27 protein-coding genes are annotated in these 24390 nt (G+C 67.5%); 9 read left to right on the plus strand and 18 right to left on the minus strand.

Annotated elements, in window-relative coordinates; all coding sequences use genetic code 11:
• The first annotated feature begins 76 nt into the window (after positions 1 to 76).
• Positions 77 to 754, plus strand: a complete 678-nt coding sequence (locus QSK25_RS12225) for a polysaccharide lyase family 7 protein (protein ID WP_285638004.1) — start codon at positions 77 to 79, stop codon at positions 752 to 754.
• Here the strand turns inward: QSK25_RS12225 and QSK25_RS12230 are convergent.
• Complete coding sequence (locus QSK25_RS12230) at positions 739 to 1227, minus strand: GNAT family N-acetyltransferase (protein WP_285638006.1); 489 nt, start codon at positions 1225 to 1227, stop codon at positions 739 to 741. The two genes, QSK25_RS12225 and QSK25_RS12230, sit on opposite strands and share 16 nt — an antisense overlap.
• 24 nt (positions 1228 to 1251) lie before the next feature.
• On the opposite strand from QSK25_RS12230, the gene QSK25_RS12235 reads away from it, so the two are divergent.
• A complete protein-coding gene (locus tag QSK25_RS12235; protein ID WP_285638008.1) occupies positions 1252 to 2187 on the plus strand; it encodes an asparaginase in 936 nt (311 codons plus the stop codon).
• A 57-nt stretch (positions 2188 to 2244) separates the two neighbouring features.
• On the opposite strand, the gene QSK25_RS12240 is transcribed toward QSK25_RS12235, so the two are convergent.
• Positions 2245 to 3423 carry an HNH endonuclease signature motif containing protein gene (locus QSK25_RS12240; protein ID WP_285638009.1) on the minus strand — a complete coding sequence of 393 codons (1179 nt, stop codon included), beginning with the start codon at positions 3421 to 3423 and terminating at the stop codon, positions 2245 to 2247.
• A 167-nt stretch (positions 3424 to 3590) separates the two neighbouring features.
• Here QSK25_RS12240 and QSK25_RS12245 point away from each other — a divergent pair, with 167 nt between their 5' ends.
• Together QSK25_RS12245 and QSK25_RS12250 are read left to right on the plus strand one after the other, a co-directional pair.
• A complete protein-coding gene (locus QSK25_RS12245; protein WP_352235764.1) occupies positions 3591 to 4433 on the plus strand; it encodes a helix-turn-helix domain-containing protein in 843 nt (280 codons plus the stop codon).
• The gene (locus QSK25_RS12250) at positions 4411 to 4581 is read left to right on the plus strand and encodes a DUF397 domain-containing protein (protein WP_285638015.1); all 171 of its coding nucleotides are present in this window, start codon (positions 4411 to 4413) and stop codon (positions 4579 to 4581) included. Before QSK25_RS12245 ends, QSK25_RS12250 begins: the two co-directional genes overlap by 23 nt.
• Here QSK25_RS12250 and QSK25_RS12255 read toward each other — a convergent pair.
• From QSK25_RS12255 to QSK25_RS12295, 9 genes are all read right to left on the minus strand, one after another.
• Positions 4568 to 5113, minus strand: coding sequence for a radical SAM family protein (locus tag QSK25_RS12255; RefSeq protein ID WP_285638017.1), 546 nt, complete (start codon positions 5111 to 5113; stop codon positions 4568 to 4570). The genes QSK25_RS12250 and QSK25_RS12255 overlap by 14 nt on opposite strands.
• Positions 5114 to 5186: 73 nt before the next feature.
• Positions 5187 to 5840: a response regulator transcription factor gene (locus tag QSK25_RS12260; RefSeq protein WP_285638690.1), complete on the minus strand. Its 654-nt coding sequence runs from the start codon at positions 5838 to 5840 to the stop codon at positions 5187 to 5189.
• Positions 5841 to 5842: 2 nt separating this feature from the next.
• The gene (locus QSK25_RS12265) at positions 5843 to 7654 is read right to left on the minus strand and encodes a sensor histidine kinase (protein WP_285638019.1); all 1812 of its coding nucleotides are present in this window, start codon (positions 7652 to 7654) and stop codon (positions 5843 to 5845) included.
• Between the two features lie 41 nt (positions 7655 to 7695).
• Positions 7696 to 7920, minus strand: a complete 225-nt coding sequence (locus QSK25_RS12270; RefSeq protein WP_285638020.1) for a hypothetical protein — start codon at positions 7918 to 7920, stop codon at positions 7696 to 7698.
• A 118-nt stretch (positions 7921 to 8038) separates the two neighbouring features.
• Entirely contained in the window at positions 8039 to 9028 is a 990-nt protein-coding gene (locus QSK25_RS12275; RefSeq protein WP_285638022.1) for a zinc-dependent alcohol dehydrogenase family protein, read from the minus strand.
• Positions 9025 to 9840: a carbohydrate ABC transporter permease gene (locus tag QSK25_RS12280; RefSeq protein ID WP_285638023.1), complete on the minus strand. Its 816-nt coding sequence runs from the start codon at positions 9838 to 9840 to the stop codon at positions 9025 to 9027. Before QSK25_RS12280 ends, QSK25_RS12275 begins: the two co-directional genes overlap by 4 nt.
• A complete protein-coding gene (locus QSK25_RS12285; protein ID WP_285638025.1) occupies positions 9837 to 10769 on the minus strand; it encodes a carbohydrate ABC transporter permease in 933 nt (310 codons plus the stop codon). The genes QSK25_RS12280 and QSK25_RS12285 overlap by 4 nt, the downstream gene beginning before the upstream one ends.
• A 1-nt stretch (position 10770) precedes the next feature.
• Positions 10771 to 12105 (minus strand): ABC transporter substrate-binding protein, encoded by a 1335-nt coding sequence (locus QSK25_RS12290; RefSeq protein WP_285638027.1) that lies wholly within the window; start codon positions 12103 to 12105, stop codon positions 10771 to 10773.
• An 86-nt stretch (positions 12106 to 12191) separates the two neighbouring features.
• Positions 12192 to 12953 (minus strand): DeoR/GlpR family DNA-binding transcription regulator, encoded by a 762-nt coding sequence (locus tag QSK25_RS12295; protein WP_285638029.1) that lies wholly within the window; start codon positions 12951 to 12953, stop codon positions 12192 to 12194.
• Positions 12954 to 13230: 277 nt separating this feature from the next.
• On the opposite strand from QSK25_RS12295, the gene QSK25_RS12300 reads away from it, so the two are divergent.
• Genes QSK25_RS12300 through QSK25_RS12315 form a run of 4 tightly spaced genes read left to right on the plus strand, consistent with a single transcriptional unit; the run spans position 13231 to position 15392 of the window.
• Complete coding sequence (locus tag QSK25_RS12300) at positions 13231 to 13734, plus strand: DUF6346 domain-containing protein (protein ID WP_285638031.1); 504 nt, start codon at positions 13231 to 13233, stop codon at positions 13732 to 13734.
• The gene (locus tag QSK25_RS12305; protein ID WP_285638033.1) at positions 13715 to 14176 is read left to right on the plus strand and encodes a YbaB/EbfC family nucleoid-associated protein; all 462 of its coding nucleotides are present in this window, start codon (positions 13715 to 13717) and stop codon (positions 14174 to 14176) included. Before QSK25_RS12300 ends, QSK25_RS12305 begins: the two co-directional genes overlap by 20 nt.
• Positions 14173 to 14520 (plus strand): type VII secretion target, encoded by a 348-nt coding sequence (locus QSK25_RS12310; RefSeq protein ID WP_285638035.1) that lies wholly within the window; start codon positions 14173 to 14175, stop codon positions 14518 to 14520. Before QSK25_RS12305 ends, QSK25_RS12310 begins: the two co-directional genes overlap by 4 nt.
• Positions 14517 to 15392, plus strand: a complete 876-nt coding sequence (locus QSK25_RS12315) for a hypothetical protein (RefSeq protein WP_285638037.1) — start codon at positions 14517 to 14519, stop codon at positions 15390 to 15392. The genes QSK25_RS12310 and QSK25_RS12315 overlap by 4 nt, the downstream gene beginning before the upstream one ends.
• A 38-nt stretch (positions 15393 to 15430) precedes the next feature.
• Here the strand turns inward: QSK25_RS12315 and QSK25_RS12320 are convergent, their stop codons facing one another.
• The 5 genes from QSK25_RS12320 to QSK25_RS12340 all read right to left on the minus strand — a co-directional run bounded on the left by QSK25_RS12320 (position 15431) and on the right by QSK25_RS12340 (position 21042).
• The gene (locus QSK25_RS12320; RefSeq protein ID WP_285638039.1) at positions 15431 to 16912 is read right to left on the minus strand and encodes a glycoside hydrolase family 13 protein; all 1482 of its coding nucleotides are present in this window, start codon (positions 16910 to 16912) and stop codon (positions 15431 to 15433) included.
• 11 nt (positions 16913 to 16923) lie between these two features.
• A complete protein-coding gene (locus QSK25_RS12325) occupies positions 16924 to 17757 on the minus strand; it encodes a carbohydrate ABC transporter permease (protein WP_285638041.1) in 834 nt (277 codons plus the stop codon).
• Entirely contained in the window at positions 17754 to 18611 is an 858-nt protein-coding gene (locus tag QSK25_RS12330) for a carbohydrate ABC transporter permease (protein WP_285638043.1), read from the minus strand. The genes QSK25_RS12325 and QSK25_RS12330 overlap by 4 nt, the downstream gene beginning before the upstream one ends.
• A complete protein-coding gene (locus QSK25_RS12335) occupies positions 18612 to 19949 on the minus strand; it encodes an ABC transporter substrate-binding protein (RefSeq protein WP_285638045.1) in 1338 nt (445 codons plus the stop codon).
• Between the two features lie 109 nt (positions 19950 to 20058).
• On the minus strand, positions 20059 to 21042 hold the full coding sequence (locus QSK25_RS12340; protein ID WP_285638047.1) for a LacI family DNA-binding transcriptional regulator: 984 nt from the start codon (positions 21040 to 21042) through the stop codon (positions 20059 to 20061).
• Positions 21043 to 21168: 126 nt separating this feature from the next.
• Here QSK25_RS12340 and QSK25_RS12345 point away from each other — a divergent pair, with 126 nt between their 5' ends.
• The gene (locus tag QSK25_RS12345) at positions 21169 to 22104 is read left to right on the plus strand and encodes a hypothetical protein (RefSeq protein WP_285638049.1); all 936 of its coding nucleotides are present in this window, start codon (positions 21169 to 21171) and stop codon (positions 22102 to 22104) included.
• A gap of 178 nt (positions 22105 to 22282) precedes the next feature.
• Here the strand turns inward: QSK25_RS12345 and QSK25_RS12350 are convergent, their stop codons facing one another.
• Both QSK25_RS12350 and QSK25_RS12355 read right to left on the minus strand, forming a co-directional pair.
• Positions 22283 to 23419, minus strand: a complete 1137-nt coding sequence (locus QSK25_RS12350; RefSeq protein ID WP_285638051.1) for a hypothetical protein — start codon at positions 23417 to 23419, stop codon at positions 22283 to 22285.
• 88 nt (positions 23420 to 23507) lie between these two features.
• Positions 23508 to 24305, minus strand: coding sequence for a FadR/GntR family transcriptional regulator (locus QSK25_RS12355; RefSeq protein ID WP_285638053.1), 798 nt, complete (start codon positions 24303 to 24305; stop codon positions 23508 to 23510).
• Positions 24306 to 24390 lie beyond the last annotated feature (85 nt).

Genomic DNA, 24390 nt, shown 5'->3' on the forward strand with positions numbered 1-24390 from the left:
CCGCCAGGTATTGATCCCTCCGCCTTCCGACCCCAAAGTGGTACAGACCACTTATCGAAGGTCGGAGGGATTCACCGTGGAAACCCCTGCACTCCACACACGACGCTCCGTGCTCGCCCTCGCTTTGACCGCACCCCTGATCGTGGCCCCGGCGGCTCAGGCCCTCGCTCAGCCGCCGTCCGCGCAATGGGTCTCGGCGCCGTACACCTACACCGTGCAGAAGCCGCACAACCTCGCCCAGAGCGCGCGCTACAAGTTCGAAGGCGGCGTCCACACGATGTGGGTGTACGACTACGACCAGCCGCACACCCCTGGCAGCCCAACGGATCCGCGCACCGAACTCCGCTTCAACCAGGAGTACACGAGCGGCTCACGGGCGTGGCAGGGCGAGATCTACATCCCCAGCGGCGTCAGCGGCCCGACGGTCGTGCAGATCCTGCGCGAGAACCGCCCGGCCGGCACGCGGGCGACCGACATCATGCTCAACGTCGCCAACATCAACGGCGGTACGTTGCGCAAGGACAGCAACCAGGTCGTCGCGACGGGCATTTACAACAAGTGGTTCACCATTCGGGTGGAACACACCGCCAACGCGAGCGGCCGCGGCACGATCCGGACCTACTTCAACGGGTCGTTGAAACTGACGACGCAGGACGAGGGCCCGGCCAACCGCTATTTCAAGAACGGCGTCTACCACCACGGCAGCGGCCGCGCGGAGGCCCGTTTCCGCAACATCACCTACTGGCGCCAGTGACACTGCTCGGCGCCATAGGCCTGGTAGCGCTCACCTTCGGTGAAGCCCAGCTTCGCCAGGAGACGCATGGAAGCCGTGTTGGCCGTTTGCGTCATGCTCACGAGCGGCTCATCGGGGTGTGCGGCGGCGTACCAGTCCAGCGCCGCCGCACACGCCTCGTACGCGAAGCCCTTGCCCCACGCGGACGGCAGGAACAGGTAGCCCAGCGTCCGTTGCCCGTCCAGCACGTCGAACGAGACCATGCCGATCATCGCGCCGTCCAGCGCGACCACGAACACACCGTGCCGGTGGCCAGGGATCGGAGGCGTCGTGCGGTCGACCTCGTCGCGCGACTTCGAGCCACCGATGTAGGTGCCCACCTCCGGCGACGAGAACAGTTCGACGAACGCCTCCCGGTCGCCTGCTTCGGACTCGCGCAGCACGAGCCGGTCGGTCTTGATCGGGGCCGGTGGCCACGCCGAAGTTTCGGTCATGCGTTCCACCCTAGAGTGATCCGCATGGACTCACGGGTGGCGGTGGCCTCGCTCGGCGGCACGATCACGATGACCGGCTCCGGCCCGGTGGCGCCGACCCTCGGCGCGCAGGACCTGGTGCGGGGCCTGGAAGTCGGCGAGATCGCGACGCTCGCCACGATCCCCGGCGCCTCGCTCACGTTCACCACCCTGCTGGAGGCCTTCGACTGGGCCACCGGGCAGGTCGCAGACGGTGCACGCGGTGTCGTGATCATCCAGGGCACCGACACCCTCGAGGAGACCGCGTACTTCTTCGACTGCCTGTGGCCGCACGACGAACCCGTCGTCGTCACCGGCGCGATGCGGCACCCCGGACTGCCCGGCGCGGACGGCCCGGCCAACCTCGCCGCCGCCGTGTCCGTTGCGGCCTCGGAGAACTCGCGCGGGCGCGGCGCGGTGCTCGTGCTGAACGACGAGATCCACGCCGCGCGCTGGGTCCGCAAGGCGCACAGCAGCCTGATGAACGCCTTCCAGTCGTTCCCGGGACCGGCCGGCCTGCTCGTCGAGGGCGCACCCCAGTACTTCCACCCCGCGCACCGGCTCCCTTCCCTGCCACGCCCCGAGACCGTGCCCGCGGTCCCGCTCGTCGAGGCCACTGTGGACGAGGACGGCTCGATTCTCGACTGGCTCGACGTCGAGGGCGTCGTGGTCGCGGCGACGGGCGTGGGGCACGTCTCGGCGGGCATGGCCGAGGCGATCTCGCGGGCCCGGTTCCCGGTCGTGGTGGCGAGCAGGACCGGTGCGGGGACGACGTTCCGCAGCACCTACGGGTTCGCCGGGTCCGAGTCGGACCTGATCGAACGCGGTGCGGTGATGGCCGGGTGGTTGTGTCCCCGCAAGGCCCGCGTGCTGCTGCGCCTCGCGCTCGGCTCGGGCAGCGCGGCCGAGGACGTGTTCGCGGTGCGCGGCAGCGTCTTCTGAGGGTTCGGAAGGCATGCCGCGGACGTTCCGGCGAGGTGCCGCGCCAGGCGAGGAGCGTCAGGCGGCGCGGATCTCGTTGGTTCTCGGCCTTCGGAGGGGGTCGATGAACGCGGGAGGGCGGAAGGCGGGGCGGCCTTCGAGCATCTGGATCTGCCACTGCGAGTGGTGTGCCAGGTCGTGGTGGCGGCGGCAGAGCAGGACGAGGTTGGCCGCGTTGGTCTCGCCGCCGTCGGCCCAGAACTTGATGTGGTGTGCTTCGCAGTGCTTCGGTGGCCTGGTGCAGCCGGGAAAGGCGCAGCCCTTGTCGCGCGCCACCAGGACTCGCCGCAGGCCGGCGTTGATCGTGCGGGTCTTGCGGCCCACGTCGTAGATCTGGGAGCGGCTGCCCAGCACGGCCGGGATGACGGCCGCGTCGCAGGCGATCCTGCGCACCCGGCTCATCGGGAGGCGGTCGCCGTTGTCCAGCAGGGCGGTGCCGATGCCCTCGCGGAGCTTGTCGTAGTCGACGGTGACGGTCAGCTGGACCCGGTCGCCGCCGTGGATCCGGTCGCCGCTTCCGCGCAGCGCCAGGTCGGCCACCTCGCACAGGGCATCGCCCTCGCGCTCCGGTGCCGTCCTCAGGTCACCGGGCTCCGGCTTGGCCAGCGGGTCGATCAACGCGTCCAGCTTCGCCCCCGTCTCGGCGTCCAGGTCGGCGGACAGCAGGTACCGGCCTGCCTTCCACTGGCGCCGCAGGGAGTTCCTCGGCTGGACGGGCTGCGGCTCGCGGGGTTGCGGACCGTCCTGGTCCAGCCGGTAGGCCAGCTCCGTGCAGAACGCCTTCGCCGAACGAGGTTCGTGCTGGAGCGCATAGGCGACGACGTGCTCTTCCGCGACGGAGGGCAACCCCGCCATCGCCTCGGCCAGCACCTCGACGTGGTCCTCGGACAACTCGCCCGCGGCCATCGCGTCCGCCACCCCGGGCAGCGCCGGGGCGAGCAGCGAGCCCGTCGGCGTGATCGAGGGGCACAGGGCCTGGGCCTGCTTCACCTTGCGGCGCGAGACCTTGGGGTCCCAGCGCAGCGCGTGCTTGAAGACCTCGACCAGGTCCTTGTAGCCCAGCGCTTGCGCCGCGCCCTGCTGATCGAGCGCGCCGATGAGCTGCAGGACCTGGAACTGGAGCTGGTTGAGCGCACGGACCTTCCGCTTGAGCTCGTCGAGGAGCTCAAGCGGCGTGGAGAGTCCGAGCGCTGTCATGCGTTCATCGTGGCATGAACACGTGTTCGAATTCCATTCCCTGAAAGGGTGAAGCCGCAGGTCAGGCCCTATGGCGCCGTGCGCGACACACGGCGCCATAGGGCTCGACGTTTTCACCCGAACGAGCCCGTGGCATGGAGTGAATCCATTCCTTAGCGTCGCCGGGCATGACCGCGATCATTTCAACCCCGTACAGCCGGGACCTCGGTGACGAGCTGCGCCACCTGAGGGAGACGTCCACGCAGTTCAACGGCCGTGCGATGGCCGTTCAGCTGGGGTGGGACCCGAGCAAGGTGTCCGACATCGAGCTCGGCAAGGTGCGGGCGAGCGAGGTCGACCTCGTCCAGTACCTGGCGACGTGCGGCAAGGACATCGACTTCATCAACGCGTTCCGCAGCCGCTACTACAACGCTTTCGACCTGTTCTTCGCTCAGGTTCCTGAGAACGTGCGCACACTCGCGATGGTCGAGGCGATGGCCACGAAGATCATGTCCTACGACATCCTGACCATTCATGGCCTGATGCAGGCCGAGGGCTATGCGCGGCAACTGTTCGTCGACTCGTACATCGAGGCACCCCAGGACATCGAGACGCTAGTTCAAGCGCGGATCGACCGGCAAGCGATCTTGAGGAGGCCCAACCGGCCAGAGTGCACGTTCTTCGTGCACGAGCTGGCGTTGCGGATGGAGTTGGGTGACACGCAGGTTCGCGAGGATCAATACCTGCGGCTTCTCTTCAACACCCACATCCTCCGCGTCGTGCCAGCGAACGTCAGCGCCTACCGGTCTGCGGCCACCCTGTACGAGTTCGGCAAGGCGTCCCCGGTCGTGTACTCGGAGACCGACACAGCTCAGGTGTACGCACAAGACAGCGTTGCCGTCGCACGGACCAGGAGGCTCTTTCAACGGCTGGAGGCTGTCGCCTTGGATGCGGAACAATCGAAGCGAAAGCTGGCGGGGTACGTCAGCGGACTTCGAGAGGATCCTCATGGCGGAACGGACTTGGCGTAAGAGCAGCTACAGCAACGGCGGTACGGCGGAAAGCTGCGTCGAGGTCTCGTTGGCCCACAACGCACTCGTCCGCGACACGAAGAACGCGAGCGGTCCCGCACTCGCGTTCTCCACCTCTGCCTGGCGCGCCCTGCTCAGCTCGCTCTGACCACCGACGTGTCGGCGGTCTCGACCGTCACCCGCACCGTCTGGGGCGCGAGCGACTGCAGGTACTGCGCGTGGTCCGAGCCGATCGTGTCGCTGAACGCGATGAACGCGAGCCGGGGCATCTCGAAGGCGGTCGTCGCGCAGAACTCCTCCAGGCGGTCGAAACCGCGCCGGATGCCGGTGGCGTCGAGCCCGAACACGGCGTGCGACGAGAGCTTCGCGGCGCCGATGTCGAGCAGGTGCAGGGCGTGCATGGCGTGGGTGAACGCCATGGCGCACACCTCGATGCGCGCGCACGACAGCAGCAGCGTGCGCACCATCGACGGGTGCAGGGACTTGCCGGAGGTGCGGAGGACGACGTCGATGCCGGCGGCGCGGAACTGCTCGACGATCTCGAACAGGCCGGGCACGCCGAGCGGTTCGCCGCCGCCCAGGGTGACTGTCTCGGGGCGCATCGAGATGAGCGCCTTGGCGATGTGCAGCATGCGGTCGTGGCTGAGCCGCGCGTGTGCGACGTCCCAGGTGATGTCCATCGGGCCCCCTTCGGCGGATGCCGCCGATCCAATCGGGGGCGTGGTCCCGCCGTCAGGTGACCGGTGTCCCGAATCAGGAGGGACTTCCGAGTCCCGCCTCGCGGGCCCGGACGATGGCCTGGGCGCGGTCGGCCACCTGGAGCTTGGTGAAGATCGCGGACACCCGGTTGCGGACGGTCTTGCCCGACAGCGACAACCGGAAGGCGATCGACGGGTTGTCCAGCCCGGACGCCATCAGCTCCAGCACCTCCCGTTCGCGGTCGGTGAGCTGTGGGAACGCGAGCACCTTCGATGACGAGATCGCGGTGAAGTAGCCCATCATGCGCTGGGCGATGGTGGCGCTGAAGATCGCCTCGCCGGCTCCTATGGCCTGCACGGCGCGCACGATCTCGTCGTCGTCCGTCGTCTTGACGAGGTACCCGCGCGCGCCCGCCTTCATCGCGGCGAACACCAGCTCGTCGTCCTCGTGCATGGTCAGCACGAGGACTCCGATGCCGGGCAGCACCTCGCGGATCTGCTTCGCCGCCTCGACCCCGCCGAGGACCGGCATGTGCAGGTCCATCACGACGACGTCCGGTTCCAGGTCGAGGACGACGCGCACGGCCTCGGCGCCGTCGGCCGCGTCGCCGACGACCTCGAGGCCGTCCTCGCCGTCCAGCAACGCCTTCAGCCCGCGGCGGAACACCGGGTGGTCGTCCGCGATCACAACGCGCGTCACCGTGTGCACCACTACTGGGCCTCCAGGGGGATCCGCGCCACCACCCGAGTGCCGTGTGGTTGCGCGGGTCCCACTGTGCACGATCCACCCAGTTCGGCGCAGCGTTCACGCATCGAATCCAGCCCCACGCCCGGCTTGGAATCCGCCGCGACGCCCGTGCCGTCGTCCACGATCTCCACCACCAGGTCGCCGTCGGTGCGCACGGTGATCACGCACCGGGACGCACCGGAGTGGCGTGCGGTGTTCGTCAGCGCCTCCGCGACGATCCGGTAGGCGGCGACCTCGACGGCGGCGGACAGGCCGTCGATCTGCTCGGCGTCCACCTCGACCCGCAGGTCGCCGTGGAACCGCGCCGCCTCGTCCCGCACGGCCAGGGCCAGGCCCTGGTCGAGGATCGGCGGCCGCAGCCCGTCCACGAGGCTGCGCACCTCGACGGCCGTCGTGTCGACGTCGGCGAGCACCGGGTCCAGCACGTCGCCCAGCGACCGGCGCAACGCCTTGAGCTGCAACCGGATGCCGACCAACGCCGGCCCGACGCCGTCGTGCAGGTCGCGCCGCAACCGCAGCCGTTCTTCTTCGCGCGCCCGCACGAGCCGTTCGCGGGCGAGCTGGAGATCGGCGGTCAGCTTGATCGACTGCGCGGCCGGGGCGGTCGACCGGGCCAGGTCCACCAGCAGGCTCAGCTCGCGGTCGCTCAGCCGTTCGTCGGGCGCGCGCGGCTCCACGACGAGGTCGCCGACCTGCGTTCCCCGGTACGTCATGGGGAACCGGAGCTGTGGCCACCCGCGGCTGCGCCCGTGCTCGGCCAGCACCGACCCGCCGCGGATCGCGACGTACGGCAGCTTCAACGACTCCGCCACGGTCTGCGCCACCGTCGGCAGCACGTCCTGCGACCGTTCGAGCTTCTCGCTCAACGTCGACAGCGTCGCGTACGGATCGGAGCGTTGCCCGAACAGCCACTGGTCGAGCTTGCGCTGCACCCACGACCGGATCGGCGCGAACGCCAGCCCCGCCGCCACGACCCCGATGACCTCAGCGTCGTTGGTGAACAGCTCACCGGCGCCGACCATCACACCGAGGTAGACCAGCAGCAGCACGACCGTCAACGAGCCGTAGAGCAACGACCGGTGGATGAGCAGGCTGATGTCGTACAGGCCATAACGGACGATGGCGATCACCGCCGCCGCAGGAAACGCCAGCACGCCGACGATCCACGCGACGTGTCCGTCCGTCGTCTCCACCACGGTCGCCACGCCGGCCAACGTCAGCAACGCGAACGCCCACACGAGCAACCGGCGTTCGTCCCCTTCAGCCCTCCGCCACCGCAGAGCCAAGGACACCACCGCCGCGATCACCGCGACCCCCGCCGCCAGCACGGAGACCAGCGTGATCGTCTTCGCGAACCCGCCACCGCTCGACTGCCAGAACGACGCCGGATCGTTCCACGACGCCCAGGCGATCCCGATCGTGCCGAAGACAGCGCTGAACAACGACGCGCCGATGGCGGCCCACCAGCGGTTGTTCAACGGCTTGCCGTTCGGGAAGACCAGCGCCACCGCGGGCAGCAACGCGTACGTGGGCCACCAGATCCACGCCTCGACCCACCGGGCGGGGTGGTCGGCCGGCTGGCCCGCGACGGCGACGGCGATCCCGCCGAACACGCCCATGACCAGCAGCAGCCACCCGACGGGCGACCTGCGGACGTGGCCGATCACCCGCACCCCGAGCAGGGTGCAGGCGAACGCGACCAGCCAGTTCCGCGGATGTGAGACGGTGCCGGTGACCACTGTGTGCACGACGGCGTAGAGCACACAGATGGCCACCAACGCACCAATGACCCGGGCGAGGGTGACCTCGCGCCGGGTCAGTCGCTGAGCCAGTGCCACAGGTTGTGGAACGGAGAACCGGCGTCGAGGGTGGACAGTCCACCCGGCCAGCCCTGGAAGGTCATGATCCGGTGGCGCAACTGCTCCACGGTCACCGGCTCGGCTGCTTTGTGGACGTGGTCGAAATCGACGTCCCCAGGCGGCGGGCTGACCGCGCGCGCCTGAAGCTCCGCGTACCAGGCGAGGAGCTCTTCGTCGGACATGTGCGAAAAGTACGGCGGTACCACTTTCTGCCCGGACTTCGACATGCCAGGAAGGAGTCACGGGCACTCGTCCAGATACACGAGTGCCCGCGAACGTCCGAAAAAACTTCGAGCAGACCTACGGCAGGACCTGGATCTTGCGGCCCACACCCGCCTTGAACTGGTCCAACGCCGACGCGTAGTCGTCCAGCGGCACCCTGTCACTGATGAAGACCTCGGGGTCCAGTACTCCGGTCGCGAAGAGGTCCGCCGCCCGTTCGAAGGAGTGCAGCACCGCCATCGAGCCGGTGATGGTGATCTCCTGGTTGTAGATCTTGTACGGCTCGATGGTGACCCGCGCGGAGTAGTCCGAGACGCCGAACTGGAGGAACGTGCCGCCCTTCGCGACCCGGTTGATGCCGTCCTGGATGGCCTTCTCGTTGCCGGTGGCGTCGATGACGAGGTCCCAGCCCTGCGGCCGGTCCAGTTCGTCCGCCGAGGTGGCCACCGACGTGACGCCGAGCTGGACGGCGGTCTTCAGGCGCTCCTCGTTGAGGTCCACGACCTCGATCGACGACGCGCCGGTCAGCTTGCCGAGCTGGAGCATCATCAGGCCCATCGTGCCCGAGCCGTAGATCAGCACCCGCTGCGCCATCTTCGACTTCAGCACGTCGTAGCCGCGGACCGCGCACGACAGCGGTTCGATCAGCGCCGCGTCCTCCAGCCGCACGTGGTCGGGCAGCTTGACGCAGTTCGCGACGGGCGCCACCGCGAACTCCGCCGCGCCACCGGCCGTCGTGACGCCGATGGCGGCCCAGCGCTCGCAGAGGTTGTTCATGCCGTTGCGGCACATCCGGCACTCGAAGCAGTAGAGCGACGGGTCGACGGCCACGCGGTCGCCGACCTGCAACTCGTTCACCTGCGCGCCGATCTCGACGATCGTGCCCGCGAACTCGTGACCCGGCACGACCGGCAGGGTGGGAGCGAACTCGCCCTGGAGGATGTGCAGATCGGTACCGCAGAGCCCACAGGCAGCCACGTCCACGACGACCTCGCGCGGACCGCACTTGGGATCGTCCACAGTGGTCACCTCGACGGACCCGACGCCCGTGATCACTGCTGCTTTCACTTGACCGCTCCCAACGAAAGGCCCTGGACGAGCTTGTCCTGGGCGGCGAACCCGGCGATGAGCACCGGCAGAGACACCACGACCGCGGCCGCGCACACCTTGGCCAGGAACAGGCCCTGTGAGGTGACGAACCCGGTGAGGTACACGGGGGCGGTACCGGCGACGACACCGGTGAGCACCCGTGCGAAGAGCAGCTCGTTCCAGCTGAAGATGAAGCAGATCAACGCCGTCGCGGCGATGCCCGGCATGGCGATCGGCGCGACCACCCGGCGCAGGATCGTGAGCAGCCCGGCGCCGTCGATCGAGGCCGCCTCGAGGATCTCCTTGGGCACCTCGGACAGGAACGAGCGCATGAGCCACACCGCGATCGGCAGGTTCATCGAGCAGTACAGCAGCGTGAGGAACGAGATGTTGTCGAGCATCCCGGAGAACTGCGCGATCAGGTAGATCGGCAGCAGCGCCGCGACGACCGGCATCATCTTGGTGGACAGGAAGAAGAACAGGACGTCCGTCCACTTCTCCACCGGCTTGATGGACAACGCGTACGCGGCCGGGATCGCCAGCAGCAGCACGATGATCGTCGACCCGATCGAGGCGCTGAACGAGTTGATCAGCGGCGGCCACGCGCCGGAGTCGAAGAACTCCGCGTAGCCGTCGAACGTGAGCGGGGCCAGCAGCGACGGCGGGTTCGTCGCCGCGTCCGACTCGCTGTGCAGCGAGGTCAGGAACATCCAGGCCACCGGCGCGAAGAAGACGATGCCGGCGAGCCAGGCGAGCACGCCCCAGCCGTGTTTGACCAGCTTGGTGGTCATCGCTTCTCCTCCTTGAACAACGAGGACACCGTGCGCAGCGCGAACGTCGCGATGACGATCGACCCCGCCACCACGATGACGCCGGCCGCGGAGGCCTCGCCGTACTCGTGGGCCTGGTAGAAGGTCTGGTAGATCATGTACGGCAGGTTCGCCGTGCCCAGACCGCCGGACGTGATGGTGAAGACCGCGTCGAAGTTCTGCACGACGTAGATCGACCCGAGCAGCCCGCCGAGCTCCAGGTACTGGCGCAGGTGCGGGAACGTGAGGTAGCGGAAGATCTGGAACGACGACGCGCCGTCGATCGTCGCCGCCTCGACGGGTTCGATCGGCTTGGACTGCAGGCCCGCCAGCAGGATCAGCATCATGAACGGCGTCCACTGCCACACCAGCGACAGCACCACGGCGCTCATCGGCATGTTCGAGATCCAGTCCGGCTGGGCGTCGAAGCCCAGCCAGTTCAGGATTCCGTTGAACAGGCCGTACTCCGGGTTGTAGAGCACGTGCTTCCAGATCAGCGCCGCCGCCACCGGGACGACCAGGAACGGCGCGATGAGCATGGTGCGCACGAACCCGCGGCCCCGGAACTTCTTGTCCAGCAACAACGCGAGGCCGAGGCCCAGCACGAGGCTGATCAGCACGACCGACGCGGTCAGCACGATCGTGTTGACCACCGACGACCGCAGGTCCGGGTCGGTGAACACGTTGACGTAGTTGTCGAACCCGGCGAACCCGCGGTTGGCGGGGTCGAGCGAGTTCCACTTCATGAACGAGATGACGAGCGTCGCCACGAACGGCAGCTGCGTCACCACGATCAGGAAGATGAGCGCGGGCAGCAGGGGTGCCCGCCGTGCCCACTTCGAGTAGTTCCTGCGGGGGACCGGGGGCGGCCGGTGGTCCACCGGCCGCTCCTCACGAGTCAGGACTGCCATGTCACTGTCCCTTGTACTTGGCCGCGACCTTCTCCGCGAGACCCTGACCGTTGTTCAGCGCGTCGTCCACGCTCACCGCTCCGGCGATGGCAGAGGAGATCTGCTGCGACACCTGGGTTCCGAGGTCGGTGAACTCGGGGATGCCGACGAACTGGATGCCGGGCGCCGGGCGTTCCTGGACACCGGGGTTGAGCGGCTTCGCGCTCTTGATCGCGGCCTCGGCCATCGCGGAGAACGTGCCGGAGGACTGCTTGTACTCGGCGCGCTGGTAGGTCGACGAGCGCTTGCCGTCCGGGACCTTCGACCAGCCCAGCGTCTTGCCCGCGAGCTCCTCGTAACCCTTGCCGGACGCCCAGGAGATGAACTTCCAGGCGTTGTCCTGCTTCTTCGAGGCCTTCTGGATGCCGAACGCCCAGGTGTAGAGCCAGCCGGAGCTGTCCGTCTTCACGACCGGCGCCTGGGTGAAGCCGAGCTTGCCCTTGATGGGGGAGTCGGCGGCCTCGAGCAGACCGGCGGCGACCGTGGCGTCGTACCACATCGCGACCTTGCCCTGCGTCATGTTGTTGAGGCACTCGGCGAAACCGGCCTGCGGGGCGCCGTTCTCGCCGTGGTTGCGGACGAGGTCGACGTAGAACTTGGTGGCCTCCTTGAACTCCGGCGCGTTGACCTGCGCCTGCCAGTCCTTGGTGAACCACGTGCCGCCGAAGGTGTTCACGACCGTCGTGAGCGGCGCCATGACCTGTCCCCAGCCCGGCTGGCCGCGCAGGCAGATGCCGCGCACCTCGGGCGTCGAGACCTTCGCCGCCGCGTCCGCGACCTGCTGCCAGGTCGGCTTCTCGGGCAGCGTCACGCCCTTGGCCTCGAAGATGTCCTTGCGGTACATGAGGAACGACGACTCGCCGTAGAACGGCTGGGCGTAGACCTTGCCGTCGGCCGCGGTGAGCGACTGCTTGATGGGCTCCAGGATGTCGGCCTGGTCGAACGCGCTGTCCTTGGACACGAAGTCGTCCATCGGCGCGAGCCAGCCGTTCTTGGCGTACATCGGCGTCTCGTAGTTGGAGATCGTGGCGACGTCGTACTGCCCGGCCTGGCTCGAGAAGTCCTGGCTGATCTTGTCGCGGACGTCGTTCTCGGGCAGCACGGTGAAGTTCACCTTGATGCCCGTCTCCTTGGTGAAGTTGTCCGCGGTGAGCTTCTGCAGATCCTGCATCTGCGGGTTGTTCACCATCAGGACGTTCACCGAGTTCTCACCACCGCCTCCGCCTCCCGCGCCCGAGCAGGCGGATGCGAGCAGCAACACCGCGGTGGCGGCTCCGAGTGTGCGAATCGACGACATCGTCGGTTCCTTTCGAGGGTTTTCGAGCGCGCTGAAGACGGGGGATGTCGCGCTGGAAGTGAGGGCGGAAGTCAGCGTCCGGATGATCAGGCTCTGACGACTTTGGGGCCTAGCAGCGTGTACCGGTGGGCCTCGTGCGCGGTGAGGCCGCTGTCGGTGACGATCGCCTCCAGATCGGAGACCTCGGCGAACCGGTGGAAGCTGGAGACGCCGAACTTCGTGTGCGTCCCGACGAAGATCTTTCGGCGGGACGCGCTGAGCGCCTTGGCCTTCACCGCGCCGACCGCCGGGTCGGGCGTGGTCAGACCGTGCTCGCGGGAGATGCCGTTGGCGCCGATGTAGGCGAGGTCGATGACCATCTCACCGAGCATCCTCGTGGTCCAGTGGTCCACAGTGGCCAGTGTGTGGCCCCTGACGCGACCGCCCAGCAGCAGGACGGTGCACGACGGGTGCTCGGACATCGCCGCCGCGGTCGGCAGCGACGCGGTGATGATCGTGAGCGGGTTGGTGGTGGGCAACGCCTCCGCGACGAGTTGCGGCGTGTAGCCCTCGTCGATGAAGACGGTCTCGGCGTCGTCGAGCCGTTCGGCGGCCGCCTTCGCGATCCGCCGCTTCTCCGGGACGTGCGACCCGGCGCGGAACCGGAGCCCCGTCTCGAAGCCGGCGCTCTCCACCGGGACACCGCCACCGTGCGTGCGCCGGACCAGGCCGTGCTCGTCGAGCACGCGCAGGTCACGCCTGACCGTTTCGGGCGCGACGTGCAGTTCCTGCGCCATCTCCACCACGTCGACGCGGCCGTCGGCGCGGGCCCTGGCCAGGATGCGGCGCTTGCGCTCCTCGGCTCGCATGTCACCTGCCCATTCGGCTCTCGGGTTGCCCGTTCGGGCCGTGCATAGATGAAACACCCTCGAAACATTGTGGTCGCCACCACAACTGGGTGAGATCCTGCCCGATTTTCGCCCGTCTCGCCGTGCGTGACGACTCGTTCACGCAGGTCGACCAGAATGGGCACGCCCGGATTGGTGTGCCCACGTGCCCGGATGGCCCCCAGGTGGTTGCGCAATCCGGTGGAACCGGGCGCTTCGGATTCCAGTCGAACGCCTAAAGGACGAGGGGACGAGTCGCATGAAATGGGTCGCCGGCCTGTTCGCCCTGATGGTCTTGGTCGCGGGTGTCCTGCTGGGACTGACGGGCTTCACGAAGTTCGATCCGGCGGCGGGCACGAACAGCCGGCCTCTGGTGGACCGGGGTGTCGCGCGCGTGACCGACTGCACGAGTGAGGGGCCTGTCAGCCTTCGTGGCTTCGGCACCTGGTGGAGCTGCCAGGCCGACATCGTGTGGGAAAGCGGGCGGCAGGAGCGGATGAAGGCCGAACCTGGCCAGCTCACGCCGTCCGACAAGGGCTCCGAGGTGCCGGTGGTGCAGCGGGGCGAGGGCGCGGTCCGCAACGGTTCGGGCAACTCACCGGTCTACCGGGCCGATTTCGAACCGAGCGTGGTGCTGGGCATCGGGTCGGCTTTCGGAGGCCTGGGAATCGGGGTGATCGGGGCGCTGGCCGTGGTCGGCACCTCGGGTTCCCGTCGTAAGAAGGCACAGGAGGGACTACTAGATGAATCCGGCAGCAGCTGATCCCGACGCGATGATGCGTCAGTGGAACGAGCAGATCCAGGCCAAGCTCAAGCAGGCCGACGAGATGAAGCAGGTCGCGAACGCGGTCTCGGTGACGCAGCGTTCCTCTGACGGGTCCGTGTCCGTCACGGTGGACCAGAACGGCATCGTCTCGGCGCTGGACCTGACGGACGCGGCGTTGCGCAAGCAGCCCGCGCAGCTCTCCGGCGAGATCCTCGGTGCGATGCGGACCGCCCAGGCGCAGATCGCCGCCAAGATGCAGGAGGCCATGGCGCCGATCATCGGTGGCGACTCCGCGACCATGGACGCCTTGATGGGTGGTTATCACGAGCGCTTCCCGGAGCCCCCGCCCGTGGATCCGACTCCTGCGCGTCCCACCGGTCCTGTTGATGACGACGACTTCGGCGGGCACAACTTCGCCCGTGACGACAAGGGTTGGTGATCACCGTGACCGGACCGGGGTTCAACGTCCACACACAGGCGATGCGCGACCACGCGCGCAGGCTGGACGGCATCGTGAAGCAGATCGAGCTGGCGCAGCAGGCGATCGGACAGGCGCAGATCAACGGCGCGAACGCGTACGGGATTCTGTGCAGCCCGTTGCTGGAGCCGCTGATGGGCATGATCGAGGCCGCCGGCACCGGTGCTGTGAACACCGCGCACGGCGTCGTCGACGCCACTGTGGACGGTGTCAACGGCATGGCGGACGTCTACGACAACGTCGACCAGGCGCTCGGCGGCAACTTCAAGAAGATCGTCGAGAAGCTGGGGGAGCTGACGTCATGACCGCACCGAACCCGTTGGTGGCCGCCGGACCTCCTCCCACTCCGTTGCTCGCGGGTGCCGCTGTGATCGAACCCGCTGGAGACGCCATCTCAGCGATCCAGCGCGGCGACTGGGCCGAGGCGGGCATCAACGTCCTGGGAGCGGGCGTCGACCTCCTCGGCGTCGCTGTGGACCCGTTCGGTGCGCTTCTGTCGTCAGCGTTCGCGTGGTTCATCGAGCACGTCGAGCCGTTGACGTCGATGCTCAACTCGCTCGCGGGCAACCCCGGTGTGATCAACCAGAACGCCGCGACCTGGGGCAACGTCGCCGATCACCTGAAGAGGGCCGGCGAGGACATGGCCCGCACGGTCGACACGGACACGAGTGCGTGGCAGGGCGCCGCGGTCTCCGCCTACGCCGCCGTGGCCAGGGCAGAGGCGACCGGCGTGAAGGCCGCCGGTCTCGCCGCCGAGGGCGTCGGTGCCGCGCTGACCGGTGCGGGCGTCGCCGTCGCCACGGTCCGGACGATCGTGCGCGACCTGATCTCGATGGCGATGAGCGAGCTCGTGCAGGCCCTGATCCGGTGGGCCGCCGCGGCGTTGATCACGGTCGGGCTCGCGACGCCGGGCATCGTCGCCGACGGCATCCGGCTGGTCATGAAGTGGGCCAAGAAGGTCTCGGACTGGCTCGACAAGGTGATCAAGACGATCCGGAACCTGTCGAAGGTCGTGAACAAGATCTTCGAGGTCCTGGAGAAGTGCAAGACGGGCCTGGCGGCGGTCATGCCGAAGGGCGCGGCGGACGCGATCGTGGACACCACCGCGATCGGCATCGCGAAGAACCTGCCCACCGAGGCGGCGAAGGCCGACGACACGCCCTACGCGACCCGGTGAGAGTGCGGGGGTGGCGCTCCCGGCCACCCCCGCCCGCCTCACTTCAGCCAGGCCGCCGCGTCCGACGGCAGCTTGCCGTCCTCCAGCGGGATGCTTGACAACGTTGGCACGGCCGGAAGTTCGATCGGCGCGCCCGACAGGTTGACGACGCACGTGAGGTCGCCGCGCCGGAACGCCAGCACGTCCTCGCCGAGGTCGAGCCACTCCAGGACGCCGTCGATGCCGCGGCGGTGCGCGAACACCTGGCGGTACAGGGCGAGCATCGAGTCCGGGTCGTCCTGCTGGGCCGAGACCGAGAAGTCCTGCCAGTTCGCGGGTTGCGGCAACCAGCTCGGACCGTCCTGCGAGGACCAGGGCAGCGGCACGCGGCAGCCGTCGCGCCCCCGGTCGGTGAAGCCCGAGCGGTGCCACACCGGGTCCTCGCGCAGCTCGTCCGGCAGGTCCTCGACCTCCCAGAGGCCCAGTTCCTCGCCCTGGTAGACGTAGACGCCGCCGGGCAGCGCGGCCGTGAGCATGATCGCCGCCCGCGCCCGCCTCGTGCCCAGTTCGAAGTCGGTCGGGGCGCCGTGCTGCCGGTCCGCGAACGAGAAGCCGGTCTTCTCGCGGCCGTAGCGGGTCACGTGCCGCGTGACGTCGTGGTTGGACAGCACCCAGGTCGGCGGCGCCCCGACGGGTTCGTGCGCGGCGAGCGTGCTGTCGACGACCTTGCGCAGCTCGTCCGCGTTCCACGGGCAGCACAGGAAGTCGAAGTTGAACGCGCTGTGCATCTCGTCCTGGCGCAGGTACCGCGCGAACCTGACCGGGTCCGGCAGCCACATCTCGCCGACGAGGATGCGGTCACCGTCGTACTCGTCGACGATCTGGCGCCACCGCCGGTAGATCTCGTGCACGCCGTCCTGGTCGGAGTACGGCAGGTCGGCGTTGGGCTTGCTGAAGTCCTTCACCAGGCCGTCGGCCACGTCGATGCGGAAGCCGTCGACGCCGCGGTCCAGCCAGAAGCGCAGGATGTCCTCGAACTCGTCGTGGACGACCTGGTTCTCCCAGTTGAAGTCCGGCTGCTCGGCCGCGTAGAGGTGCAGGTACCAGCGGCCGTCCTCGAGCCTGCTCCACGCGGGACCGCCGAAGCGCGACTGCCAGTCGTTCGGGATCTCCTCGGTGTCGCGGACGTGGAAGCGGTCCCACAGGCCGTCCTTGAACCACGGGTGCTGGTCGCTCGAGTGGTTCGGGACGAGGTCGATGATGATCCGGATGCCCAGGCCGTGCGCGTCCGCGATGAGCTTCTCGGCGTCGGCGAGCGACCCGAAGACCGGCTCGATGTCGCGGTAGTCGGCCACGTCGTAGCCGCCGTCGGCGAGCGGGCTCGGGTACCACGGGTTGAGCCAGATCGCGTCGAAGCCGAGGCTCGCGATGTGCTGGAGGTTGGCGCGCAGACCGGCGATGTCGCCGATGCCGTCGCCGTTGCCGTCCGCGAAGCTGCGCAGATAGACCTGGTAGATGGAAGCGTTCCGCCACCAACTCATCTGGTGTCCTTTCACCCTTTGACGCCGCCCGCGGTGAGCCCCGCGAGGATGTGCCGCTGGAACGCCAGGAACAGCGCCACCATCGGCAGGCTCGCCAGCACGAGGCCCGCGAGCAGGAGGTTGATCGGTGTGTCCGGAGCGAAGCGCTGGAGCGCGACGCTGAGCGTCTGCTTCGCCGGATCGGGGAACACGAGCAGCGGCCAGATGAAGTCCTTCCACGCCGCCACGACCGCGAAGATCGAGACGACGGCGAGGATGGGGCGGGAGATCGGCAGCACGATGCGGACGAGGGTCGTCCACGTGTTCGCGCCGTCGATCCTGGCCGCTTCGAGGAGTTCTTCCGGGATCTGGTCGAAGAAGCGCTTGAGCAGGTACACGTTCAGCGCGTTCGCCGCGGCCGGCAACCAGATGCCCGCCGGGTTGTTCAGCAGGTCGAGGTCGGTGAGCGTGAGGTAGACGGGGACCAGCACGGCCGTCGACGGCAGCATCAGCGTCGCGAGCATCAGGCCCATGATCGCGTTGCCGAAGATCGGCCGGAGCTTGCTCAGCGCGTAGGCCGCCGGGACGATCACGGCCATCTGCACCGCCCACGCGCCGAGCGCGACGACGAGCGTGTTGAGGAAGAACTTGCCGAGCTCCATGTAGTTCCAGGCTTCGGCGTACGCGCCCGGTTCCCAGGTCTGCGGCAGGATCGTCGGCGGCTGCTGGGCCAGTTCGGCCGGTGGCTTGAACGCGCCGAGCAGCACCCAGACGAGCGGGAGCAGGAACGCGGCGGTGAACAGGACCAGCGTGCCGACGAGAACGACCCAGTAGAGCGGGCCGGTGCCCCTGGTGAGAGTCCTCATGCGTCGGCCTTCTTCGTGATCTTGAGGTAGAGGAAGGAGAAGACGCCCAGCACCGCGAAGAGGATCAGGCTCAGCGCGCTCGCGGTGCCGAAGTCGTTGTAGTAGAAGGCGTAGCGGTACAGCAGGAGCAGCACGGTGACCGTGGACTCCTCCGGCCCGCCGCCGGTCATGATGAACGGCTCGGTGAAGATCTGCATGGTCGCGACGACCTGCAGCAGCAACAGCATCAGGATCACGAACTTGGTCTGCGGGATCGTGATGTGCCAGACCTTCTTGACGATCCCGGCGCCGTCCAGGTCCGCGGCCTCGTACAGCTCACCCGGGATGGTCTGCAGCGCCGCCAGGTAGATCAGCGTCGCGCTGCCCATGTTCGCCCAGGTGATCACCAGCACGAGGCTGATCATGCTGGTGCTGCTGGAGTCGAGCCATTGGCTCGTCGGCAGGCCCAGTCCTCTGAGGACGGAGTTGAACAGCCCGGGCCCCGGGTCGTAGAACCACTTCCACAGCAGGGCCGTCACGACCGGCGGGAGCATGACCGGTAGGTAGACCAGCAGGCGGAAGTACCCCTTGGCGTGCCGCAGTTCGTTGAGCACCACGGCCGTGAGGAACGGGACGCCGAAGCCGAGCAGCAGCGCCAGGAGCGTGAAGTAGAGCGTGTTGCGCCACGCCACCCCGAACAGCGGGTCGGCGAAGAGTCGTTCGAAGTTCTCCCAGCCGACCCAGTCGGGGCTCGTGACGAAGTTGACCTGCTGGAAGCTCAGGACCACCCCGCGCACGATCGGCCACCAGGAGAAGATCGCGAAGACGACCAGCGCGAGGCTCAGGAAGCCGTACGCGGTGACGTGGCGCCGCACCTACTTCACCTGCGCCAGAACAGCGTTGACCTTGGTCTCCGCGTCCTTGAGCAGAGCCGCGTGGTCCGCGTCCTTGTTGGTCAGCACCGCCTGCACGACGGTGTCGAGGATCGCGTAGACCTGCTGCGCCTGCGGCGGTTCCAGCGAGCCCTTGGTCTTCTCCGAACCGTCCACGTAGGCCTGGAAGTTCTTGACCGGCATGGTGGCGTACTTGGACTTCAGGTCTTCCTGCTTCTTGCGCGGCTCACCGGTCCAGACGTCGGCGATCGGCGGGATCGGCAGGCCGACGGGCTGGCCGCGGTCCTTGTACTTCTGCAGGTTGCCCTCGAGGCGGTCCGGGTTCAGGTACTTCCACTGGATCCACTTCAGGCCGGCCTTGATCTTGTCCGGCGAGGCCTTCGGGTTGATCATGTAGCCCTCGCCGCCGAGCAGGGTGCCCTTCTGCTCCGGGATCGCGGCCAGGCCGTAGTCGTCGTACTTGCCCTTGAACTGGTTGACGATCGCGGCGACGTTGTCCGGCGCGGCCAGGTACATGCCGAGCTGCCCGGCGCCCATCATGTTCTGCACGTCGCCGATCTCCAGGAGCTGCTTCTCGCCCATGGAGTTGTCGTCCCAGCGCATCTCCTTGAGCCTGCGCAGGACTTCCTCGCCCTTGTCGTTGTTGAAGTCGGCGACGAACTTGTCGCCGTCCTTCTTGGCGATGTCACCGCCGACGGACTTCATCCACGTCGTGAAGTGCCAGCCGCCCTGGTTGCTCTTGCTGTACTCGGCGAACCCGGTGACGCCGGCGTCCTTGAGCTTCTTGGCCGCCGCGCGCACCTCGTCCCACGTCTTCGGCGGGCTGTCGGGGTCGAGGCCCGCCTTGGTGAAGTTGGTGCGGCTGTAGAGCAGGCCCATCGTGTAGTTCGCGGTCGGCAGGCCGTAGACCTTGCCGTCGACCGTGAAGACGTCCTTGAGCTCCTGCTTGATGTCGCCGTAGTGCGGCACGTCCTTGACGTAGTCCGTCAGGTCCGCCGCCTGCTTGCGGGCGATGAGCGCCGCGGGGTCGGTGAAGTAGACGTAGAAGACGTCCTCCAGCTGCCCGCCGGCGAGCTTGGCGCTGAACGTCTTCGGGTCCATGAACCCCTCGTGCGGCACGAGGTCGATGTCCGGGTTCGCCGCCTCGAACTCGGCGACGTCCTCGTCGAACACCTTGCGGTCGAACGCCTGCGTCTGCGGCGGCTGACCGTTGATGTTGATCTGGACCTTGCCGCCCGGCTCGGTCGTGGAACCGCTCCCACAGCCGACGGTGCTTAGCGCCAGGACACCGCCAATCAGCACGGCAGCGGACTTCTTCATGGTGGGGCCGCCCTTCTCGCGAGCGCGTCGATGTGACGGCGACCATAAGTCCCCGTTACATCTGAACGCAATATCCAGACGAAAACTCGCAAGAAGCTGACTGCGTTCGTTACCTCACCGGCGCGCTGGACGCCCGCACCACCAACTCCGGCTCGAACAGCAACTCGTCCGGCGCCACCGCGTTGCCGGAGATCTGGTTGGCCAGCAACTCGACCGCGGCCCGCCCCATCGCCTCGATCGGCTGCCGCACCGTCGTCAGAGGCGGATCAGTGCAGGTCATGAACGCCGAGTCGTCATACCCGATGATCGACACGTCCTTGGGCACGTCCAACCCCGCGCGCCGCACGGCCCGTATCGCCCCCAGCGCCAACGGGTCGCTGGCGCAGATGATCGCCGTGACCCCGCGCTGCACGAGCTTGGTCGCCGCGGCCTGCCCGCCCTCCAGGCTGAACATGGCGTGCTCGACATCAGCCCCGCCGCACTTCTCGATGGCCAGCATCTTCCGCTGGCTCGGCACGTGGTCCGGCGGCCCGAGCACGGCCCCGATCCGCTTGTGCCCCAGCGACGTCAGGTGCCCGTAGGCCTGCTCCACCGCCACCGAGTCGTCGCACGACACCCGCGGGAACGCCAGATCGTCTATGGCGGCGTTGACCAGCACCGCAGGCAACTTCCGGGACATCATCTGCTGGTAGTGCCCGTGGCTCGCGTCCTTCTGCGCGTACAGCCCGCCGGCGAACACGATCCCGCTGACGTGCTGCTCCAGCAGCAACTCCAGGTACTCGGCCTCGGTGACACCCCCGGCCGTCCTGGTGCACAGCACGGGCGTGAAACCCCTTTGCGCGAGCGCGTTGCCCACGACGTCCGCGAACGCGGGGAAGATCGGGTTCTGCAACTCGGGCAGCACCAGTCCGACCAGCCGGGCCCGCTCACCCCGCAGCTGCGTCGGCCTCTCGTATCCCAGCACGTCCAGTGCCGTGAGCACGGCACTCCTGGTGGCGTCCGACACGCCTGGCTTGCCGTTCAGCACCCGGCTGACGGTGGCCTCGCTGACCCCGACCTTGGCCGCGACCTCGGCCAGCCTCCGTTGCGTCATGGCGCAAGTGTACGCAATTTCTTGCATCCGCTTGCGCTAGCCGGGCCGAACGGGTGACAGAGGTGCCCGGCACTGCTCTGACCTGCTTACGCTGGACGACCTGTTGATCGAGCCAGAGGACGCGCGATGGCTGATCCCGGTAGATCGGGAATCTCTCCCGGCGTCGCGGCATTCGTCTCAGGCGCTGTCTCCGTTCTGCTGACGGTCGCTGGAACGCTGGTCAGCTTGCGCAATGAAGCCACCAAGGAGCAGCTGTTCGGTGTGCTGAGCGGGGTCATGTACGCGACGGGTGCCGCGACGTTCCTGGTCTTGCTGTGGATCGTCAGCACCACGCTGCTTCAGCGACTGGAATTGCTTCGTTCGTTGCGCGATGTCGACGTGCACGTGTCGCGTCAACTGCGGGTGCGCAGGCGAACCGACAGGTTGGAGGTCGGGCCTGACGGCAGCGCTGGTTACGTGGTCGAGTTCGACGTGGAGGCTGACCGGGACGTCGCGGTCGCCTGGCTCGCGTTCCCGATCTTCTCCGCCGCGAAGGTCGACGCGCCGCCGTGGCAAAGCGTGCACGTTCGGCGTCTGATGATCGACGGCAGGGACTACGACGTGCTGCAGTCCTACATCCACCGGAGCCGGGCGTTCGTGGAGGGAGCTCTGTTCAAGGATCTGGTGATGGAGGAGGGTGTGGTCCGCATCCCCGTGTCGCTGGAGAAGGGCAAGTCGAAGCGCCGGGTCAAGCTGGAGATCGACCTGAACGAAAGCATGCCCGCGCTCTTCGCCGAGGAGTCCCACTCGATCGACATCTCCTACATCACGGACGAGATCGATGTTCATGTGACCGGCAAGAACGGGCTGGAGATCTTCCCGTCTCCGCGTGCTGCTCATCTGGTGGAAGCGAGCCAGAACAAGGGGGAGCACGGCGATGCTCAGGAGTCGATCCTGCAGTCAAGCACGTGCCGTCACCGGGACGGGATTCACTGGCGCTCGAAGAACACCAAGCTGGGCTATCGCTATGAGATCAAGTTTGTCGCACGGCGGGAGGTGTCCCCGGACTCGACGTCCGGGTAACCTTGTGGTCAAGAGGGAGGGGAAGCGATGACCTCCGAGCGCCCGTTGTCCGGCGACGCCTCGATCGCAGAGACGTGGCCGGTGCCGGCTATTCCTCCGTCTCCCCGACTTCCACGGCCTCAAGGTGACCCGGTGCACCGGGTCGACTGGTTCCGGCGGGCTCCCACCGGAGGCACGGTCAACGTCGCGCTTCCCGCCACATCAGAGCCACGCCGTGACCGGGAAGCAACCACGACCGAACCGTGAGGTCGTCGAGGTCGTCCGCCTTCAGCCACTGACCTGTGACCGTGTTCGAGCGGAACAGGAACGGCATGATGGAGAATTCGTGGTCAGGGGACTGGTCGACCGTCAGGCCGCGGGCCTCGAAGCTGATCTGCTCCACATAGGACGGATAGGGTGCCTGCCAGTAGCAGAAGCCCTCGTTGGTTCGTTGCAGCATCCTTGAAGTGACGCTGAGACCGCGGATCGCGTTCACCAGGTGGTCCTCCGCGATACCGCTGAGGTCGCACTCGAAGATGCGCAGGTCGCCCATGTGGTTGTGCGGGCTCAATCTGGGCAGCGGGCCCATCGACTCGCGGAAGAACGTGAGGTAGTTCGGCCACTGGTCGAACCTCACCTCGAGTGGTGGGATCTGACTTGGTGCGGCAGAACGGGTCACGCCGTCGTGGTCGACGTAGTCGATCGCGATCTGCGTCGAATGCAGGACGTCGTCGACCGAGTCGAGGAACAGCGACGGGTCCGTGATGTAGTAGAGCTCGAACAGCGGGTAACGGCAGGCCGCGCTGATCGTGTCGCGCAGCAACACGTTGCTGGTCACGAAGATGACGAATCGGTCCACCGGCACGGTGTGCCGGAACTGGTAGCTCTGCGTCGTGATCAGGTGGTACGTCTTGGCGTTGATGCCCTGCAGTTCCAGCTTCACCGTCGTTTTCGTGCTGATCGTCAGGTCCTTGCCGTGCGGACGGAGGCCGTTGCCTCCGAGGACACCGGCCACGACGTCCTGGTTCGCCTCGTTCGAGCCGTAGATCGACGAGAGGAACGTGCGCAGGACGTCGTTGGGCAGCAGGTGCTCGACGATGCTCGGGCCCGAGATCTGGCTCAGCTCCCGGACCAGGCGCCGGTGCAGGAACAGCTCGTACGCGCCGAGCAGAAATCCCGCCAAAGCGGGTAGCGGCCAGAACACGACCAGCACGTCGTGCAGGAGGTTCCGGGAACCGGGCTGCCAGAGGAATACGACAGCGAGATCCGCAGCGGCCAGAGCGATCAACCCGAACGCGACGACCAGCGCCAGTGTGTGCCTGCGCGCTGCCGCCACTCGCCGCCCGCCCCCTCACTCCACCGCTGGTTCATACATGGTGGGAGCGCAGGCGGAAGAGCACCAGGCCCTTTCGGTTGATGCCGTATCAGCGTTGCCGGCCCCAGATCGGGTTGTCGGTCACCGCCACGTAGGTGTTGTGCGTGGCTTTCGGGATCGCGTCGTCGTCGGTGATGTCGTTGTAAAGACCGAGAAGATGCCTTGTCATCGCGCTCTTCGCGCCCACTTCATCCTGTCGGCGCAAGAACCAGACCACCTGCTCGTGTTCGCCGGCCGAACGGCTGTGCACCTCGCGCGACGGGTGCGCGTGCCGCTTGCAGTCCTGCAGGCCGGGCACGAGTGCCTGGTACATGTGCTCCAGCAGTTCGTTGTGACTCGCGCGGACCAGTGCCGAGTGGAACTCCTCGTCCGACTCGATCACCTCCTGCACGTCGTCGACCGACGCGCGCTGATAACGGAGGTTCAGCTTGGCGAGTTCGTCCACCTCGCCGCTCTCCGCGCGCACCGCCGCGAGGCTCGCGGCCGTGGTCTCCAGGGCGATCCGCACTTCCAGGAGGTCCGTCTGCGAGAACTGCCGAGCGGCGAGCCTGCCTTCGAGATGCTCTTCGACAGCTGCCAGATCGGTGCGGCGGACGTACCAGCCCAGGCCGCGTCGCACTTCGACGATGCCCTGCAGCTGAAGTCGCTGAAGGGCGGTGCGCAGCGACGACCGCGCGACGTCCAGCTTCCTGGCCAGTTCCGGCTCGGTGGGCAGGCGGTCGCCGGCCTTGAGCGCGCCTCCGATGATCTGCTCGCGGAGCTTCTGCTCGATCAGCTCCGGCAGGGGGCGTCGCGAGTCGGGCGAGAGCGCCCAGCTCTCGCCGAGCGGCGTGTCGTCGGCGGGCATTGGTCCAGCTTAGGCCTCTTGCAGTCTGGTTGCAACTTGTCTGGCAACCTGGCGACCGTTGACAGACAACCGACAACGCGAGACT

It is taken from the genome of Lentzea sp. NBRC 102530 (genome assembly GCF_030269365.1).
Classification (GTDB): domain Bacteria; phylum Actinomycetota; class Actinomycetes; order Mycobacteriales; family Pseudonocardiaceae; genus Lentzea.

Bases quoted from the DNA above. Each gene is read 5' to 3' on its own strand.
- QSK25_RS12320 (WP_285638039.1), bottom strand. From the start codon at position 16,912: ATGAGTTGGTGGCGGAACGCTTCCATCTACCAGGTCTATCTGCGCAGC.
- QSK25_RS12315 (WP_285638037.1), top strand. From the start codon at position 14,517: ATGACCGCACCGAACCCGTTGGTGGCCGCCGGACCTCCTCCCACTCCG.
- QSK25_RS12300 (WP_285638031.1), top strand. From the start codon at position 13,231: ATGAAATGGGTCGCCGGCCTGTTCGCCCTGATGGTCTTGGTCGCGGGT.
- QSK25_RS12290 (WP_285638027.1), bottom strand. From the start codon at position 12,105: ATGTCGTCGATTCGCACACTCGGAGCCGCCACCGCGGTGTTGCTGCTC.
- QSK25_RS12250 (WP_285638015.1), top strand. From the start codon at position 4,411: ATGGCGGAACGGACTTGGCGTAAGAGCAGCTACAGCAACGGCGGTACG.
- QSK25_RS12270 (WP_285638020.1), bottom strand. From the start codon at position 7,920: ATGTCCGACGAAGAGCTCCTCGCCTGGTACGCGGAGCTTCAGGCGCGC.
- QSK25_RS12345 (WP_285638049.1), top strand. From the start codon at position 21,169: ATGGCTGATCCCGGTAGATCGGGAATCTCTCCCGGCGTCGCGGCATTC.
- QSK25_RS12230 (WP_285638006.1), bottom strand. From the start codon at position 1,227: ATGACCGAAACTTCGGCGTGGCCACCGGCCCCGATCAAGACCGACCGG.
- QSK25_RS12280 (WP_285638023.1), bottom strand. From the start codon at position 9,840: ATGACCACCAAGCTGGTCAAACACGGCTGGGGCGTGCTCGCCTGGCTC.
- QSK25_RS12235 (WP_285638008.1), top strand. From the start codon at position 1,252: ATGGACTCACGGGTGGCGGTGGCCTCGCTCGGCGGCACGATCACGATG.
- QSK25_RS12340 (WP_285638047.1), bottom strand. From the start codon at position 21,042: ATGACGCAACGGAGGCTGGCCGAGGTCGCGGCCAAGGTCGGGGTCAGC.
- QSK25_RS12335 (WP_285638045.1), bottom strand. From the start codon at position 19,949: ATGAAGAAGTCCGCTGCCGTGCTGATTGGCGGTGTCCTGGCGCTAAGC.
- QSK25_RS12325 (WP_285638041.1), bottom strand. From the start codon at position 17,757: ATGAGGACTCTCACCAGGGGCACCGGCCCGCTCTACTGGGTCGTTCTC.
- QSK25_RS12295 (WP_285638029.1), bottom strand. From the start codon at position 12,953: ATGCGAGCCGAGGAGCGCAAGCGCCGCATCCTGGCCAGGGCCCGCGCC.
- QSK25_RS12255 (WP_285638017.1), bottom strand. From the start codon at position 5,113: ATGGACATCACCTGGGACGTCGCACACGCGCGGCTCAGCCACGACCGC.
- QSK25_RS12285 (WP_285638025.1), bottom strand. From the start codon at position 10,769: ATGGCAGTCCTGACTCGTGAGGAGCGGCCGGTGGACCACCGGCCGCCC.
- QSK25_RS12305 (WP_285638033.1), top strand. From the start codon at position 13,715: ATGAATCCGGCAGCAGCTGATCCCGACGCGATGATGCGTCAGTGGAAC.
- QSK25_RS12240 (WP_285638009.1), bottom strand. From the start codon at position 3,423: ATGACAGCGCTCGGACTCTCCACGCCGCTTGAGCTCCTCGACGAGCTC.
- QSK25_RS12355 (WP_285638053.1), bottom strand. From the start codon at position 24,305: ATGCCCGCCGACGACACGCCGCTCGGCGAGAGCTGGGCGCTCTCGCCC.
- QSK25_RS12245 (WP_352235764.1), top strand. From the start codon at position 3,591: ATGACCGCGATCATTTCAACCCCGTACAGCCGGGACCTCGGTGACGAG.